Below are 16113 nucleotides of genomic sequence, written 5' to 3'. Positions count from 1 at the left end.
AATAAAATGTCTTTGTATTGACTCTTTACTATGCTGCTAGTTCGTATTGTGCAGAATTTGCTGTGTTGTCTAAAAGGAACACATCACAGCTGCGCTGGTAGAGCTGGCAGGAAAGCTTGCCGTCCGCCACATAGAACTGGAAGAAGGCGTGGCAGGGAGCCAGCGCCATCTTGTCCAGTTCGCCCACGTTCCAGGCGGAAACTATGATGCGGCGAGAATCCGGATTGTGCTTGATGTCATCCACAGCCCGCTGGATCTGATCGATGACGGTGCCATCGGCCGCCGGCCAGGAGCGCCACTGGGCGCCATAGACAGGCCCCAGATCGCCGTGCTCGTCGGCCCACTCATCCCAGATGCTGACGCCGTGCTCTTTCAGATAGGCGGTGTTGGTATCGCCGTTGAGGAACCACAGCAGCTCATGAATGATGGAGCGCAGGTGGCACTTCTTGGTGGTGACCAGCGGAAAGCCGTCCGCCAAGTTGAAGCGCATCTGGTGGCCGAACAGGGAGACGGTACCTGTGCCGGTGCGGTCGGATTTGACCGTGCCCTCATCCAGGATCTTCTGCATCAGGTCAAGATAGGCTCTCATTGCTTTGCCTCCTTTGCGGCGTTGCCGAACAGCTGAGGACGCTTGTAGGCGACCCAGATCATGATGGCACCGACGATGATCATCGGCATGGAGAGGATCTGGCCCATGCTGATCTCCTGGAAGTAGAGACCCAGCTGGCTGTCCGGCTGGCGCACAAACTCCACCAGGAAGCGGAACAGACCGTAGAACAACAGGAACATGCCTGAGATGGCGCCACGGGGCGGGTTCTTGCGCCAGAACAGATTGAGGATGATGAACAGCACCACACCTTCCAGCGCGAACTGATAGAGCTGGGAAGGGTGACGCGGCTCAGGGCCAGCCTCGGGGAATATGATGGCCCAGGGCACATCGGTGACCCGGCCCCACAGCTCGCCGTTCAGGAAGTTGCCGATGCGACCCACGCCGAGGCCAAACGGGATCAGCGGTGCCACGAAGTCGGCCACGGTGAAGAAGTGGCGCTTGGTCTTGTGAGCGAACCAGATCATGGCGGTGATGACGCCGATCAGGCCACCGTGGAACGACATGCCGCCGGTCCAGATCTTGAACAGGTAGAGGGGATCGGCCAGGAACATGTCGAAGTTGTAGAACAGCACGTAACCGACCCGACCACCCAGGATCACCCCGAGGAAGCCGTAAAACAGCAGATCGGAGACCTCGTTGCGGGTCCAGCCGCTGTTCGGTGTATCGGCGCGACGCCCCGCCAGCCACATGGCGAAGGCGAAACCAAACAGATACATGAGACCGTACCAGCGTACCGATAGTGGCCCCAAACTGAATGCTACAGGATCAACCTGCGAGAAAACCCAATATCCATCGTGCTGCATATGCGGCCCCAGTCATAAGAAAAGCCGCATTTTCCGATCATTCGTCAGCAGGGACAAGGCATGATTATCAATCAGTCTGTTTCGTTTTGTGACCGGCCCGCAGCAAACCGCCCAGACCGTGCTCTTCCAGGTAACGGGCGAACAGGCCGCGCAGCACGTGAGGATTGTCGTGCTTGAGGCCGTCGGCCATCAGCGCGGTCAGCTCGCTCAGGGTGGATTGACGCAGCACGTATTTGATCCTGGCAATGTTGTGGGTGTTCATGCTGAAGCGCCGATAGCCCATGGCCAGCAGCAAGAGCACGCCGACCGGATCACCGGCCAGCTCGCCGCACACGGAGACAGGTTTCTGGTAGCGATGGGAGGCATCGACCAGCAGTTGCAGGGCGCGGATCACCGCGGGATGGAAGGCATCGTAGATGTTGGCGACGCGGGCATTGTTGCGATCCACCGCCAGCAGGTATTGCGTCAGGTCATTGCTGCCCACCGACCAGAAGTCGATGAGCGGCGCCATCTCGGGCAGTATATAGAGAGCGGACGGCACCTCTATCATCACTCCCAGGCTGGGGTAGCGGATCACCGCATCGCGGCTGGCCGCCTCTTCCGACACCTCTCGCCAGGCCTGGTCCAGCAGCCGGCGGGAGGCCCTGATTTCGCTGACGCTGCTGATCATCGGCAGCATGATGGCCAGGTTGTCCAGCCCCTCGCTGGCCCGCAGCATGGCCTTGAGCTGGACCAGGAACAGTTCGGGGTGATCCAGGGTGAGCCGGATCCCCCGCCAGCCAAGGAAGGGATTTTCCTCGACGATGGGGAAATAGGGCAGCTGCTTGTCGCCCCCCACGTCCAGCGTGCGCATGCAGACAGGACGATTGCGATAGGTTTCCAGGATGCCGCGATAGCGCGCCGTCTGCTCCCACTCTGAGGGGAAGCTGTCCTGCAGCATGAAGGGGATCTCGGTGCGATAGAGCCCGACCCCGTCCGCCAGATGATTGAGGGAGATCTCGGTGTCGGCGCTCAGGCCCGCGTTGAGCAGCAAGGAGACAGGAGTGCCGTCGGCGGTTTCCGATGGCTGGTTGTCGACGCTGCGCACCAGGGTATCGAGCGCCCGCTCCTCGTTGAGCAGTTGCCGATACTCGGTCAGGATCACCTGATTGGGCTCGATGAAGAGATCGCCGCTGTAGCCGTCGACGACCAGCATGCGACCACCTATGTCGCCGAGTGGCAGATCCACCCCCATGATGGCCGCCACCCCCATGGCACGGGCCAAAATGGCGGCGTGGGAGTTGGTGCCCCCCTTGAGGGAGACAACCCCGGTCAGGAATTCCCGCGGCACCTCGGCGAGTATGGTGGCCGTCACCTCGTCGGCGACCAGCACCACGGGCTCGCCGACCGTGATGTGCTCCGGTTCATTCTGCACCAGCCGGCTGATGAGCCGCTGGGCTATGTCCTTCACATCGGTGGAGCGCTCCTGCAGGTAGGGATCCTTCATCCCCTTGAACTGCTCGATCAGCCGGTCGCTGATGAGCTTGACCGCCGACACGGCCGTCCAGTGCTCCTTGCTCACCTTGTTGCGGATGGGCTTGATGTAACCGGGATCGTTCAGCAGATGCAGATAGATGTCGAAGATGGCGACCGAATCCTGGCTGTAGCTCTCGCGAAACCGCAGCGCCAGACTCTCCAGATCGTGGCGTACCTCTTCCACCGCCACATTCAGCCGCTCCAGCTGCTTGGCGTGCTCCTCGTCCTTGCGCGGTGTGATGGAGCTGAGCTCCTTGCGGGGCCGCCACACCCAGGCCTTGGCCATGGCAATGCCGCTGGCCCCGGCGATGCCGCGCAGCGGCTTGCTCCAGTCGGTCTTCTGCAACCAGCCCTTGGCCTGCGCCTGGGCGATGCGGGCCGCCAGCTGGGCCGCCAGCGTGACCATGAAGGACTCCTCCCCCTCATCGAAGAGGCGACTGTCCTTCTGCTGCACCACCAGAATGCCCACCACCTGGCGCTGATGCATGATGGGAGCGCCGAGGAAGGAGCGAAACGCCTCTTCGGCCACATCGGGCAGGAATTTGAAACTGGGATGGGAGGGGGCATCGGCCAGGTTGATCAGCTCTTCGCGCTGACCCACCAGACCGACTATGCCCTGCTCGAATGGCAGGGTCGCCTTGCCCACCGCCGACTCGGCCAGACCATCGGTCGCGGCAAGCCGGTAGCGGCGCATGTCAGGTTCAGAAACATAGACGGAACAACAGTCCACCATCATGGCCAGCCGGGTCTGGCTGACCAATGCCTGCAGGGCCAGCTCCAGGGTGTTGGCTTCGGCCATGCTTTCGACGATGCGTCTGAGTTCCGTCAGCAACTAGGTGTGCTCCTTAGCGAGAGCGGTTGCGCCGCCCATCTTTCCGATTAACTTGCACCACAGGCACTGGCATCGCCAGCGGAGCAAACTCCTTCATCACCCGTCGATAGACTTCTCGTTTGAAGGAGACAACCTGGCGTACCGGATACCAGAAGCTGACCCAACGCCAATCATCAAACTCGGGGTGACCATGACAGCCGAACTGGATCCTGGACTCCCTGCCCGGATCCAGCTGTAGCAAGAACCATTTTTGTTTTTGGCCAATACAGACCGGTGAACTGTCCCAACGAACAAGGCGTTTTGGCAAGCGGTACTTCAGCCAGTTGCGACTGGTGGCCATGATGGTCACATCCTCGGGCTTGAGGCCTATCTCCTCATACAGCTCACGATACATGGCCTGCTCAGGCGTCTCACCGTCATCAACCCCCCCCTGCGGAAACTGCCAGGAGTGCTGCCCATAGCGCTTAGCCCACAATACTTGCCCGTCACGGTTACAGATCACGATTCCGACATTGGGACGAAACCCGTCGCCATCTATCACGTGATCACCTTATAAAGGCTGAATCTATAAGGAGATTGTTCCACATTCACCCCGTGGCAGCAAACAAGGACTGCAATCCCCCACTCATGAATAACTTTCAATTTCAAGCCGACTTATAAACAAACCCGAGGATCAAGCCCCGCAAGTTGCCCACCCAGACTGTGCATAAGCCTGTGAGCAAGCGGGTATATACAGTAGTTTTATTTATCTGCTCTACCCCGGGCATCAGCATACAGCATGGCAATAAAAACTAAATATGTATTTAAATACATAGCGTTAAATGCAGAGTGCTGGATCAAGATCCATGTCTTTCCCGGCCGGAGATCCGGGATCCCGATTGTGAACAAGTTCGGCTGCTCAAAGATCCACCACGGCTAATTTATCCACAGGAGTGGCACACTATCTGCCCTGTCATCACAGCAAAAATCGGTGCAGTTTCACATTTTTTTGTAACAACACCCCGACTATCACCACTTTGAGCCAGTTATCCAAGATTTCTGTGGATAACTGTGTGCAACAGCATGAGCAAACCCTTGGACAACTATTTCAAGTCGGGATCCTGCGTGGAAAAGATCGGCGCAACAAAGACAAATCCGTTAAAAATCATTATGATAAGTGCTTACACACAAAACCGCCCCCCCTGTGCAACCCCTCGGCAGGATCGGTTATAAAAACAGCGATCCTCACCAGGGATCAGACTTGCTAGAATAATCCCCCTTTGCAGGAGTCATTCATGCCTACCCAGCCCCAGTCCGAGCAGGAGTTATTGAGCCGAGCCCATGCCATGGCGGGCTTCACGCTGGCACAGCTGGCGGCCGATGCCGGCCTCGCCGTCCCGCGGGATCTGAGGCGGGACAAGGGCTGGGTCGGCCAGCTGATCGAATGGCAACTGGGCGCCAGCGCCGGCAGCAAGCCGGAGCAGGACTTTCCCGAACTCGGCATAGAGCTCAAGACGATCCCCATAGATCCTCAGGGCAAACCGCTGGAGACCACCTTCGTCTGCGTGGCACCGCTGATCGGCGTCAGCGGCCAGCGCTGGGAGCAGTCGAACGTGCGCAACAAGCTCTCCCGGGTGCTCTGGATCCCGGTGGAGGGCAGCCGCGACATTCCCATAGGCGAGCGCCGGATCGGCATGCCGCTGATGTGGAGTCCGAGTGAGGAGGAGGATCGGCTGCTGCGCCAGGACTGGGAGGAGCTGATGGACATGATAGTGCTGGGCGAGGTGGAGCAGATCAGCGCTCGCCACGGCCAGGTGATGCAACTGCGTCCCAAGGCCGCCAACAACCAGGCGCTGACCCGTGCCATCGGTCGCAATGGCCAGCCGATCCTGACCCTGCCACGGGGCTTTTACCTCAAGACAGGTTTCACCCACGGCCTGCTGCAACGCCACTTTGCCCTGCCCCTTTGATCTCCGTTATAAACATCCTTGTCATAAAGTGATATAAAAATAGCCAGAAACCATTTCTTCGCAATCAATGACAAGGAGGCGTCATGCCGATCAACAAGCAATTCCTCAAGTCCCGTCCCGAGGTCAAGGTGACCTTCGCAGTGGAAAAAGTGGCCGCAGGTGAGGCTGAACAGGTACTGCTGCTGGGGGAATTCAGCCAGTGGCAACCCATAGAGCTCAAACGGATGAAGAGCGGGGAGTTCAGAACCACCCTCAACCTGCCCACCGATGGCCCCAGCCATTTCGAATACTGCTACCAGCTGGTGCAACCGAACGGGGAGACTCACTATGACAACGACTGGGAGGCGGACGACTATGTGCCCGGCCCCTTCGGACGTGACAACTCAGTGGTGCGGGTCAGTCAGTAGGCGACGAGCAGAACACTGGCGCGTCTGGCCGGCATCCGAATTGCAGACACAAAAAAGGCTCGCCATTGGCGAGCCTTTTCACTACCTGTCGAGCTTTTCGCCGACATACCGACACCAATTCGAATCGAATTAGTTGAGCTTCTCTTTGATACGAGCAGCTTTGCCGGACAGGTTGCGCAGGTAGTACAGTTTGGCGCGGCGAACATCACCACGACGCTTCAGTTCTACACTGTGGATCAGCGGAGAGTGAGTCTGGAATACACGCTCAACACCTTCGCCGTTGGAGATCTTGCGAACGGTGAAAGCAGAGTGCAGACCGCGGTTACGCTTGGCAATAACAATGCCTTCGAAAGCCTGCAGACGCTCTTTACCACCTTCTTTAACACGAACTTGAACACGTACGGTGTCGCCCTGGGCAAATGCCGGGATGTCGGTACGCAGTTGCTCTTGTTCAAGCTGCTGAATAATCTTGCTCATTGTCTTTCCTTACCTAGGATAAACTGAAAACTCTACTTAACGCTGTCACGCACTTCGCGGACATACTCGGCAAGAAGTGATTCTTGCTCGTCAGTCAGAGCTAGGTTGTTAATAAGTTCCGGCCTTCTTTGCCAGGTTCGTCCGAGCGACTGTTTGAGACGCCAGCGTCGAATCACTTCGTGATTGCCGCTTGTCAGCGCCTCTGGCACCGCCAATCCATCCAACAACTCCGGCCGAGTGTAGTGGGGATGATCCAGCAAGCCATCCGTGAAGGAGTCCTGCTCGGCACTGGCCTGATCACCCAAAACCCCTGGGACCAGACGCGAAACCGCATCGATCAGGGTCATGGCAGGCAACTCGCCACCACTTAACACGTAATCCCCGATAGACCACTCTTCGTCGACTTCGGTTTGTATCACGCGTTCATCGATACCTTCGTATCGACCGGCTACCAGAATCAGTTTCTGACTCGTCGCCAACTCGGTTACGCCAGCTTGAGTCAGCTTGCGTCCCTGAGGAGAGAGATAGATGACTTTCGCCCCGTCTCCCGCCGCTTGCTTGGCTGCATGAATCGCGTCACGCAGCGGCTGAACCATCATCAACATGCCGGGCCCACCACCATAAGGACGATCGTCGACCGTACGGTGTTTGTCGTGGGTAAAGTCCCGGGGGTTCCAGCACTCAATCTGCAGCAGGCCACTCTTGACGGCCCGACCCGTTACCCCGTGCTCGGTAATGGCTCGGAACATTTCCGGGAAGAGGCTAATCACCCCAATCCACATAAGAAACCTCCGGCACTCGTGTTACCGCGGGAAACTAGAAACCAGGATCCCAATCAACTTCGATTGTTCGAGCAGTCAGATCAATATGCTTGATCACCTGCTCTTCCAGGAACGGAATCAACCGCTCCTTTGCACCAAAGGCATCTTTTACATTGGCCTCAACCACCAACACATCGTTGGAGCCGGTTTCCATCAATTCGGTCACCTTGCCCAGGTCGTATCCCTTGGTGGTCGATACCGAGCAACCAATCAGGTCACGCCAGTAGAACTCACCTTCAGGCAACGCAGGCAACAGATCGGCGGGAACGCCAATCTCGACATTGGTCAATGCCAGGGCATCTTCACGCAGATCGATACCATCGATCTTGCAAATCAGACCCTTGTTGTGACGCTTCCAGGCCGAAACCTTGAGTTCACGCCACGCCCCGTTCTGATTGATCAGCCAGGGGTTGTAATCGAAAATCGCTTCGGCAACATCGGTGAAGGAGTTCACTTTAAGCCAGCCCTTGATGCCATAAACGGTACCCAGGGTGCCCAGAACTATAGGTTTTTCCACCTTAACTCCTTACCGTTTGGCTGATTAAGCAGCTTTGGCAGCGTCTTTGATCAGCTTGGCAACGCGGTCAGAAACAGCGGCACCAGTAGCAACCCAATGCTCGATACGAGCCAGGTCCAGGTTCAGCTTTTCGGCAGAACCAGAAGCAACCGGGTTGAAGAAACCAACGCGCTCGATGAAGCGACCGTCACGGGCGCAACGGCTGTCAGAAACTACTACCTGGTAAAACGGACGCTTTTTCGCGCCACCACGTTGTAAACGAATGGTTACCATATCGTCCTCATTAACATCTAATGAACAAGGCCCGCAAACACGCGGACCCTAGCTTAAAATAAGCCGCGTAATTCTACTTGGATTCGTAATAATTGCAACCAAGCCAGCCATTTTTTGCACAAGGCTCACAATGAAAAGGGCCCACCTCTGGTGAGCCCCTGGCCTGGCTGAAACGGTCGGGATCAGAAGGGACCGCGACCGCCACCGAATCCTGGCGGCAACATGTTCTTCATCTGCCCCATCATCTTGCGCATGCCGCCCTTGCCGGACATCTTCTTCATCATGCGCTGCATCTCGGTGAACTGCTTGAGCAGCTTGTTCACGTCCTGCACCTGCATGCCGGACCCGGCGGCGATACGGCGCTTGCGAGATCCCTTGATGAGATCGGGATGGGCACGCTCCCTGGGCGTCATGGAGCTGATGATGGCCTCCATCCGCACGGTCAGCTTGTCATCCATCTGATCCTTGACGTTGTCCGGCAGACCGGACATGCCCGGCAGCTTGTCGAGCATGCCCATCATGCCGCCCATGTTGCGCATCTGGGCCAGCTGTTCGCGGAAATCTTCCAGATCGAAGCCCTTGCCACTCTTGACCTTGTTGGCCAGCTTGGCGGCTTTTTCCTTGTCGACATTGCGCTCCACTTCCTCGATAAGCGACAGCACGTCGCCCATGCCGAGGATGCGGGAGGCGAGACGATCCGGATGGAACGGCTCCAGCGCATCTGTCTTCTCGCCCATACCGATGAACTTGACCGGCTTGCCGGTGATGTGGCGCACGGAAAGGGCGGCACCACCGCGAGCGTCACCGTCCGCCTTGGTGAGGATCACGCCGGTGAGCGGCAGCGCCTCGTTGAACGCCTTGGCGGTGTTGGCGGCATCCTGGCCCGTCATGGCGTCCACCACGAACAGGGTCTCGATCGGCTTGATGGTGGCGTGGAGATGGATGATCTCGTCCATCATGTCGCTGTCGACGTGCAGACGACCGGCGGTATCCACTATCACAACGTCATAGAACTTCTTGCGCGCCTGATCGATGGCGGCTGTGGCGATGTCGACCGGTTTCTGGCTGGCATCGCTCGGGAAGAAATCGACGCCTATGTCGCTCGCCAGCGTCTCCAGCTGTTTGATCGCCGCGGGGCGATAGACGTCGGCACTGACCACCAGCACCTTCTTCTTGCTGCGCTCTTTGAGCAGCTTGGCCAGTTTGCCTACGGTCGTGGTCTTACCGGCACCCTGCAGACCCGCCATCAGTATGATGGCCGGCGGCTGGGCGGCCAGGTTGAGCTGCTCGTTGGCCTCGCCCATCACCGAGACCAGTTCACCGTGCACTATCTTGATGAAGGCCTGGCCCGGACTCAGGGACTTGGCCACTTCCTGGCCGACCGCCCGCTCCTTGACGCGAGCGACGAAGTCACGCACCACCGGCAGGGCGACGTCCGCCTCGAGCAGCGCCATGCGCACTTCGCGCAAGGTATCCTTGATGTTCTCTTCGGTCAGGCGACCGCGCCCACTGACATTGCGCAAGGTGCGCGAGAGTCGTTCAGTCAAATTCTCAAACATGACGGATTCCGGTTCTTGGCGTAATAAATTGGGGGCATTATAACCCAGAGCGGACGCGAGGACGATTATTCACCGCACGGCAGCAATGGGGACCTGCTCCCTATATATGGGCAGATCGGCGGTAGCACAACTGGCGAGCACATCTTGTGCAAGGTATACTGCCTCTCCTATTCCCAACTGCCTGTTCAACAACGACCTGGTTATGATCGTGATCTCTGTTCTGGCCCTGGCGTTCTATCTGCTGGCCATCATCGCCTCGCTGCACCTGCTGCTCAGTGCCAAACCTGTGGGGCAAGCTCCCCTGTTTGCCTGTATCGGACTGGCCCTGATCGGGCACGGCGCCGCCGTGGCCGGCGAAGTGCTGGTGACCCATTCAGGCCAGAATCTGAGCATGCTCAACGTCGCGTCCCTGGTCAGCCTCATCATCAGCTGCTTCATGACCTGCGTCACCCGCCGCTTCAACGGCTGGATCCTGCTGCCCGTGGTCTACAGTTTCTCCGCCCTGCTGCTGGCCGCCAGCGCCCTGATCCCGGGTCGCTATATCACCCATCTGGAGGCCCATCCCCAGTTGCTGCTGCACATAGGGCTCGCGCTGATGGCCTATTCGGTGCTGATGATCGCCTGCCTGTTCGCACTGCAGCTCGCCTGTCTGGACAGACAGCTGAAGTCCCGCAAGATCAGCCAGCTGCCAGCCATGCCGCCCTTGATGACGGTGGAGAAACGGCTGTTCCAGCTCATTTCGGCGGGCCTGTTCCTGTTGACCCTCTCCATCGCCTCCGGCCTCTTCTTCCTGGAAGACATGTTCGCCCAGGGCAAATCCCACAAGGCGATCCTCTCGATCCTGGCCTGGTGCGTCTACGTGCTGCTGCTGTGGGGTCATCACACCCGTGGCTGGCGCGGTCGCAAGGTCATCACCCTGAGCCTGATCGGCAGCTTCATCCTGACCCTGGCCTACTTTGGCAGCCGCTTCGTCAAAGAAGTCCTGCTGAGCTGATACTCACCCCCCCTTACTCATCCAGCCCCCACAGGAGCCCTTCTTGGACAGCATATCAACGAGCACATTATTGATTGTTCTCGTTATTTTGATCCTCTTGTCTGCTTTTTTCTCAAGTTCTGAAACCGGCATGATGTCGCTCAACCGCTACAAGCTGCGGCATCTGGCTCAAACCAAGCACAAGGCTGCCCGTCGGGTAGAGAAGCTGCTGTCCCGCCCGGATCGTCTGCTGGGGCTGATCCTGATCGGCAACAACCTGGTCAACATCCTCGCCTCGGCCATCGCCACCATAGTCTGCATCAGGCTGTTTGGCGCCTTCGGGGTGGCCATCGCCACCTTCGGCCTGACCCTGATAGTGCTGGTGTTTGGCGAGGTGACTCCCAAGACGCTGGCGGCCATGTACCCGGAGAAGATCGCCTATCCCGCCTCCTGGATCCTCAAGGGGCTGATGGTGCCGCTCTACCCCTTTGTCTGGCTGATCAACGGCATCACCAGCGGTCTGCTCAAGCTGCTCAGGCTCCATCCCAACAAGGATGACTCCCTCAACACCGAGGAGCTGCGCACCATAGTCAACGAGGCGGGCAGCCTGATCCCCCAGCGCCATCAGGAGATGCTGCTCAGCATTCTGGATCTGGACAAGATGACGGTGGAACACATCATGGTGCCGCGCAGCGATATCTACGCCATCGACATCAACGATGACTGGAAGACCATACTGCGTCAGCTGGCCCACTGTGCCCACACCAAGATCCTGCTCTACCGCGACAACATCGACGATGTGGTGGGCTTCCTGCACGCGCGCGATGCGCTGCGGCTGATGGCCAGGGATCAGTTCAACAAGTCGAGCCTGCTGCGGGAAGTGGACGAGATCTACTTCATCCCGGAAGGCACGCCGCTCAACGTGCAACTGGCCAAATTCCAGCGCAACAAGGAGCGGATCGGCCTCATAGTGGATGAGTACGGGGATATTCAGGGGTTGATCACCCTGGATGACATACTGGAAGAGATAGTGGGCGACTTCACCACCTCCATGACACCGGCGCCCAGCGACGAGATCCACCCCCAGCCGGATGGCTCGTTTCTGGTGGAGGGCTCGGCCAGCATTCGCGAGTTGAACAAGGAGATGAGCTGGCGGTTGCCCATCGACGGGCCCAGAACCCTGAACGGTGTCATCCTGGAATACCTGGAGGAGATCCCCCAGCCCAACATCAGCCTGCGGCTGGCCGGCTATCCCATCGAGATCCTGGAAGTGGAGAACAACATGGTGAAGATGGCGCGGATCATGCCTGATTTATACCGCAACGAGTCGGGATTCGAAGATTGAAAAAAGGCTGCCGATGGCAGCCTTTTTTATCTCACTCGCTCTCCTCGTCCGGCTCCAGCACCAGGGTCGGGATCAAGTCGCCGAACACCTTCTGCAGCTCCTCGCGATTGGCCAGCAGGTCTTGCAGCGTGTAGCTGTCCATCACCGCCAAAAAGGCGTTCATCGCCTCCTTCAGGGCATTCTTCAGCAAGCAGACAGAGACTATGTGGCAGGCGGGCGAGTTGCAGTCGATGCCGTCCAGATTGCCCTCCAGCGCCCGGATCACCTGGCCGATATTGACTGTCTCCGGCGCGCAGGCCATGCGGATCCCGCCATTCTTGCCGCGCTGGGATTGCAGATAGCCCAGCTTCACCAGTTGATTTACCACCTTGACCATGTGGTTGCGGGAGACGCCATACAAGGCGGAGACCTTGGCCACGCTCGACAGTTCGCCCTGTGGCAGGGTCGCCAGATAGAGCAGGGCTCTCAATCCAAAATCGGTATAGCTAGTTAGTCTCATAGTGCCTGTGTCGCATAACGCGGAAAATTGATTATTGATTCAGATCAAATAAACATCTAGGATGCAGCTTATTAAGTGACATTTTAGATGTTCAATTAGCAAGGACCTCCTATGTTAGACCAAGCCACCATCGCCGTCATCAAAAGCACCATCCCTTTGCTCGAATCGGCGGGGCCTGCCCTCACCCAGCATTTCTACCAGCGCATGTTCAGTCACAACCCGGAACTGAAGGATATTTTCAACCTGGCGCACCAGCGCAGCGGCGGTCAACCGCTGGCGCTGTTCAATGCGGTGGCGGCTTACGCCAGGAATATCGACAACCTGGGAGCCCTGGCCGGCGCGGTGGAACGCATCGCCCACAAACACACGGGTTTCATGATCCAGCCGGAACAATATCACATTGTAGGTAGTCATCTCTTGGCCACGCTCAAAGAATTGGGTGGAAGTGCGGTCACCGAAGAGGTGCTGGATGCCTGGGGCAAGGCTTACGGTGTACTGGCCAGCATCTTCATCGGCCGGGAGAGCGAGATCTATCAGGAGAAGGCGAGCGAGATCGGTGGCTGGCAGGGTCCCCGCCCCTTCATCATCAAGGAGAAACGGGTCGAGAGCGAGCTCATCACCTCCTTCGTACTGGCGCCGCTCGATGGCAAACCCGTGCTGCACTTCAAGCCGGGCCAGTACCTCAGCATCAAGCTGGCCCACCCCGAGCTCGAATATCAGGAGATCCGCCAATACTCCCTCTCCGATGCGCCGAACGGTCGCGATTACCGCATCAGCGTCAAGCGCGAGCCCCAGGGCCAGGTCTCCAACCTGCTGCACGACCATCTGCATGCTGGCGATCAGGTGGAACTGATGCCACCGACCGGCGACTTCTTCCTGCAGGCCGATGCCAGCACTCCCGTGGTACTGCTCTCTGCCGGCGTGGGCCTCACCCCCATGCTGAGCATGCTCAACCAGCTGCTGGCCAAGGGCCATGCGGCCGACATCTGCTGGCTGCATGCCTGTGAACAGGGTGCACTGCACGCCTTCAAGGAGGATATCCGGCACAAGCACGAGCAGCACGACCAGCTGCAGAGCCGGGTCTGGTATCGGGAGCCGGAGGCTCAGGATGAGCAAGGGAAGGACTACGACTTCCACGGCACCATGGACTTGAGCCAGGTGGCCGAGTTGCTGGCGCCGCAGGCCCACTACTACTTCTGCGGTCCGCTTGGCTTCATGCAGGCGATCAAGGCGCAGTTGAGCGCGGCGGGCATACCGGCCGATCAGCTGCACTACGAAGTTTTTGGTCCCCATCAGGATCTTTAAACGAGGCTGCCCCCTATAAAGCAAGGAGGATCCAGCCTGTCATGGCACGGCGGCCGGATCCGGACCCACAGATGCAGATCTGTGGGTCATTTTTTATTCAGTGCATCGCCTTGGCACGGGCGATGGCATTGGCCGGCATGCGGTTGGCCAGGCGGCTCAGCAGGCTGGTCGCCTTCTGATGCAGCGCCTTGTCACCGATCACAGTGCTGTGCAGCCAGTGGTAGGCCTCTTCATAATCCAGCGGGCTGCCCATCCCCTGCAGCAGCATCTCGACCCACTCGACCTGTGCCCGTTGAAACCCCAGACTGGCGGCTTCACGCATCAGGGTCTCGGCCTTGACCAGATCCTTCTGCACCAGAGTGCCCTTCCAGTAGTAGCGGCCCAGCTGTTCCAGCGCCGGCGCCAGCCCCTGATTGGCAGCCTCCCACATGAATTTGACCCCGAGCTCGGCATCGGGCTTGATGCAGACCCCCCAGGCCAGCATGTCGCCCCACAGGAACTGATAGGCCGGCACCTTCATCACCTCGGCCCGCACCTCTATGTCCTGAGTGAGCTGGCACCTGTCCTGCTTCACCTGCTGCAAGTGACGACCCTGTTCAATCCAGTTGAGCAGCTCGTCCTGGCGATAGAGGGGGACCGCCTGCAAATTGCTGCTGTCGATACCCAGACCGCCGCCACCCGATGGCGTGCTGGTCATGGGCCGGCTGGTCGGAGAGAGTCCGCTCTCCGCTGTGGCGGCGGGGGATGGGGTCGCGGGCGCAGATCCCGTCGCGACGGGAGCGGGCTCAGCTGCGGGTGTCGACTCGGACGCCACAGGCAAGGGTGCGGCAGCGGGAACAGCGCCGGATCCGGCAGGCTGGGGAGCGGCGGCAGACTCAGCGCTCTGGACTGCAACCGCTGGCGACTCGGCGGCAGACACTGCGCTCTGGACTGCAACCGCTGGCGACTCGGCGGCAGACACTGCGCTCTGGGATGCCATCGCCTGCTCGGCAGCGGAAACCGCACTGCTCGCTGTGGGGGTGGCGGCGGATGCCTGAGGCTCAGCGCCCTGTACCTGGGTGGTCAGCAAACAGACAAGGCCGACAAGGGTAAATGGTTTCATCATAAGGTTCTCCTGCTGCTCTCTGTTATCGGCAGCCGGCCCCATCCCCTTAGCCCGTCGCCATCTGCATCTGTCACCCATGACAAAGGGGAGCCTAAGCTCCCCTTGTTTGCCAGCCATACGGCTTACTTGACGAAGTCGACACCCAGCTGAATATCGGCTTTCAGGGTGGCCAGCATGCCATCCATAGCCGCTTGCTCGAAGGCACTCAGCTTGCCGTAGTCCAGTACGGTTTCGACGCCGTTCTTGCCCAGCAGTATGGGTTGCGCGAAGAAGGTCGCATGTTTGCCGTCGCCTTCCACATAGGCGCACTCGATGACGTTGGCTTCGCCCTGCAGACCCTTGATCAGCGACAGACCGAAACGGCAGGCCGCCTGGCCCATGGAGAGGGTGGCAGATCCGCCACCGGCCTTGGCTTCCACCACTTCGGTACCGGCGTTCTGGATACGCTTGGTCATGGCAGCCACTTCTTCAGCAGTGAAGGAAGCGCCTTCGATCTGGGACAGCAGCGGCAAAATGGTCACGCCACTGTGGCCACCGATCACGTTGACACGCACCTTGTCGACGTTCAGACCCTTGGCCTCGGCCACGAAGGTCTCGGCACGGATCACGTCCAGGGTGGTGACACCGAACAGGCGGCGCTTGTCATAGACACCGGCTTTCTTCAACACTTCGGCGGCGATGGCGACCGTGGTGTTGACCGGGTTGGTAATGATGCCGATCAGCGCTTTCGGGCAGGTAGCGGCACATTTTTCCACCAGATTCTTGACGATACCGGCGTTGATATTGAACAGATCGGAACGATCCATGCCGGGCTTGCGTGCCACACCGGCGGAGATCAGCACCACATCGGCGCCGACCAGAGCCGGGCTCGGATCTTCACCGCAGAAACCTTTTACTTTCACGTCAGTCGGGATATGGCTCAGATCGACCGCCACACCCGGAGTAACCGGGGCTATGTCATACAGGCTCAGTTCGGAACCAGCAGGAAGGCGATTTTTCAACAGCAGAGCGAGGGCTTGGCCTATGCCACCGGCGGCACCCAGAACGGCAACTTTCATGATCAACTCCATGTTTAAGCGTAGGTTTAAGGTTGTTTCTTGTTGTGGGCCCAACCTTAATGGAT

General features: G+C 58.8%; 16 protein-coding genes and 1 pseudogene. 5 read left to right on the top strand and 12 right to left on the bottom strand.

Features of this window, described 5'->3' with window-relative positions; genetic code table 11:
* Positions 1-37: 37 nt before the first annotated feature.
* The 4 genes and pseudogenes from thyA to rppH all read right to left on the bottom strand — a co-directional run.
* A pseudogene (gene thyA, locus AACQ95_RS15265) lies at positions 38-589 on the bottom strand (thymidylate synthase); the annotation flags it as partial.
* A complete protein-coding gene (lgt, locus tag AACQ95_RS15260; RefSeq protein ID WP_043141870.1) occupies positions 586-1413 on the bottom strand; it encodes a prolipoprotein diacylglyceryl transferase in 828 nt (275 codons plus the stop codon). The gene lgt and the pseudogene thyA, both read right to left, overlap by 4 nt.
* A gap of 67 nt (positions 1414-1480) precedes the next feature.
* Entirely contained in the window at positions 1481-3760 is a 2280-nt protein-coding gene (gene ptsP / locus AACQ95_RS15255) for a phosphoenolpyruvate--protein phosphotransferase (protein ID WP_241278945.1), read from the bottom strand.
* A 13-nt stretch (positions 3761-3773) separates the two neighbouring features.
* Positions 3774-4301, bottom strand: coding sequence for an RNA pyrophosphohydrolase (gene rppH / locus AACQ95_RS15250; protein WP_043141866.1), 528 nt, complete (start codon positions 4299-4301; stop codon positions 3774-3776).
* 733 nt (positions 4302-5034) lie between these two features.
* On the opposite strand from rppH, the gene mutH reads away from it, so the two are divergent.
* On the top strand, positions 5035-5709 hold the full coding sequence (gene mutH / locus AACQ95_RS15245; RefSeq protein ID WP_241278944.1) for a DNA mismatch repair endonuclease MutH: 675 nt from the start codon (positions 5035-5037) through the stop codon (positions 5707-5709).
* An 83-nt stretch (positions 5710-5792) separates the two neighbouring features.
* Positions 5793-6116 (top strand): isoamylase early set domain-containing protein, encoded by a 324-nt coding sequence (locus tag AACQ95_RS15240; protein ID WP_043141863.1) that lies wholly within the window; start codon positions 5793-5795, stop codon positions 6114-6116.
* Positions 6117-6245: 129 nt separating this feature from the next.
* On the opposite strand, the gene rplS is transcribed toward AACQ95_RS15240, so the two are convergent.
* The 5 genes from rplS to ffh form a co-directional block, all read right to left on the bottom strand.
* A complete protein-coding gene (gene rplS, locus AACQ95_RS15235; RefSeq protein ID WP_005313505.1) occupies positions 6246-6593 on the bottom strand; it encodes a 50S ribosomal protein L19 in 348 nt (115 codons plus the stop codon).
* Positions 6594-6625: 32 nt separating this feature from the next.
* On the bottom strand, positions 6626-7375 hold the full coding sequence (trmD, locus tag AACQ95_RS15230; RefSeq protein WP_042652118.1) for a tRNA (guanosine(37)-N1)-methyltransferase TrmD: 750 nt from the start codon (positions 7373-7375) through the stop codon (positions 6626-6628).
* Positions 7376-7409: 34 nt separating this feature from the next.
* Entirely contained in the window at positions 7410-7931 is a 522-nt protein-coding gene (rimM, locus tag AACQ95_RS15225; protein WP_043141859.1) for a ribosome maturation factor RimM, read from the bottom strand.
* A 24-nt stretch (positions 7932-7955) separates the two neighbouring features.
* Positions 7956-8204, bottom strand: coding sequence for a 30S ribosomal protein S16 (gene rpsP, locus AACQ95_RS15220; protein WP_021141082.1), 249 nt, complete (start codon positions 8202-8204; stop codon positions 7956-7958).
* Positions 8205-8386: 182 nt separating this feature from the next.
* A complete protein-coding gene (ffh, locus tag AACQ95_RS15215; protein WP_042038808.1) occupies positions 8387-9763 on the bottom strand; it encodes a signal recognition particle protein in 1377 nt (458 codons plus the stop codon).
* Positions 9764-9965: 202 nt separating this feature from the next.
* Here ffh and AACQ95_RS15210 point away from each other — a divergent pair, with 202 nt between their 5' ends.
* On the top strand, positions 9966-10757 hold the full coding sequence (locus AACQ95_RS15210; RefSeq protein WP_065402074.1) for a cytochrome C assembly family protein: 792 nt from the start codon (positions 9966-9968) through the stop codon (positions 10755-10757).
* Positions 10758-10800: 43 nt separating this feature from the next.
* Positions 10801-12081: an HlyC/CorC family transporter gene (locus tag AACQ95_RS15205; RefSeq protein WP_043140623.1), complete on the top strand. Its 1281-nt coding sequence runs from the start codon at positions 10801-10803 to the stop codon at positions 12079-12081.
* Between the two features lie 31 nt (positions 12082-12112).
* On the opposite strand, the gene AACQ95_RS15200 is transcribed toward AACQ95_RS15205, so the two are convergent.
* Complete coding sequence (locus AACQ95_RS15200) at positions 12113-12580, bottom strand: Rrf2 family transcriptional regulator (RefSeq protein WP_042869116.1); 468 nt, start codon at positions 12578-12580, stop codon at positions 12113-12115.
* A 111-nt stretch (positions 12581-12691) separates the two neighbouring features.
* Here AACQ95_RS15200 and hmpA point away from each other — a divergent pair, with 111 nt between their 5' ends.
* A complete protein-coding gene (hmpA, locus tag AACQ95_RS15195) occupies positions 12692-13885 on the top strand; it encodes an NO-inducible flavohemoprotein (RefSeq protein ID WP_098980790.1) in 1194 nt (397 codons plus the stop codon).
* Between the two features lie 97 nt (positions 13886-13982).
* On the opposite strand, the gene AACQ95_RS15190 is transcribed toward hmpA, so the two are convergent.
* Together AACQ95_RS15190 and mdh are read right to left on the bottom strand one after the other, a co-directional pair.
* Positions 13983-14582, bottom strand: coding sequence for a tetratricopeptide repeat protein (locus AACQ95_RS15190; protein ID WP_043140619.1), 600 nt, complete (start codon positions 14580-14582; stop codon positions 13983-13985).
* Positions 14583-15112: 530 nt separating this feature from the next.
* Positions 15113-16048 carry a malate dehydrogenase gene (mdh, locus tag AACQ95_RS15185; RefSeq protein WP_043140614.1) on the bottom strand — a complete coding sequence of 312 codons (936 nt, stop codon included), beginning with the start codon at positions 16046-16048 and terminating at the stop codon, positions 15113-15115.
* Between the last annotated feature and the right edge of the window lie 65 nt (positions 16049-16113).

It is taken from the genome of Aeromonas sp. MR19, from assembly GCF_963899305.1.
In the GTDB taxonomy this organism is placed as follows: domain Bacteria; phylum Pseudomonadota; class Gammaproteobacteria; order Enterobacterales; family Aeromonadaceae; genus Aeromonas; species Aeromonas bestiarum.
The sequence above is the reverse complement of the archived record's forward strand: the minus strand, read 5'-3'. Positions and strand labels throughout refer to the sequence as shown.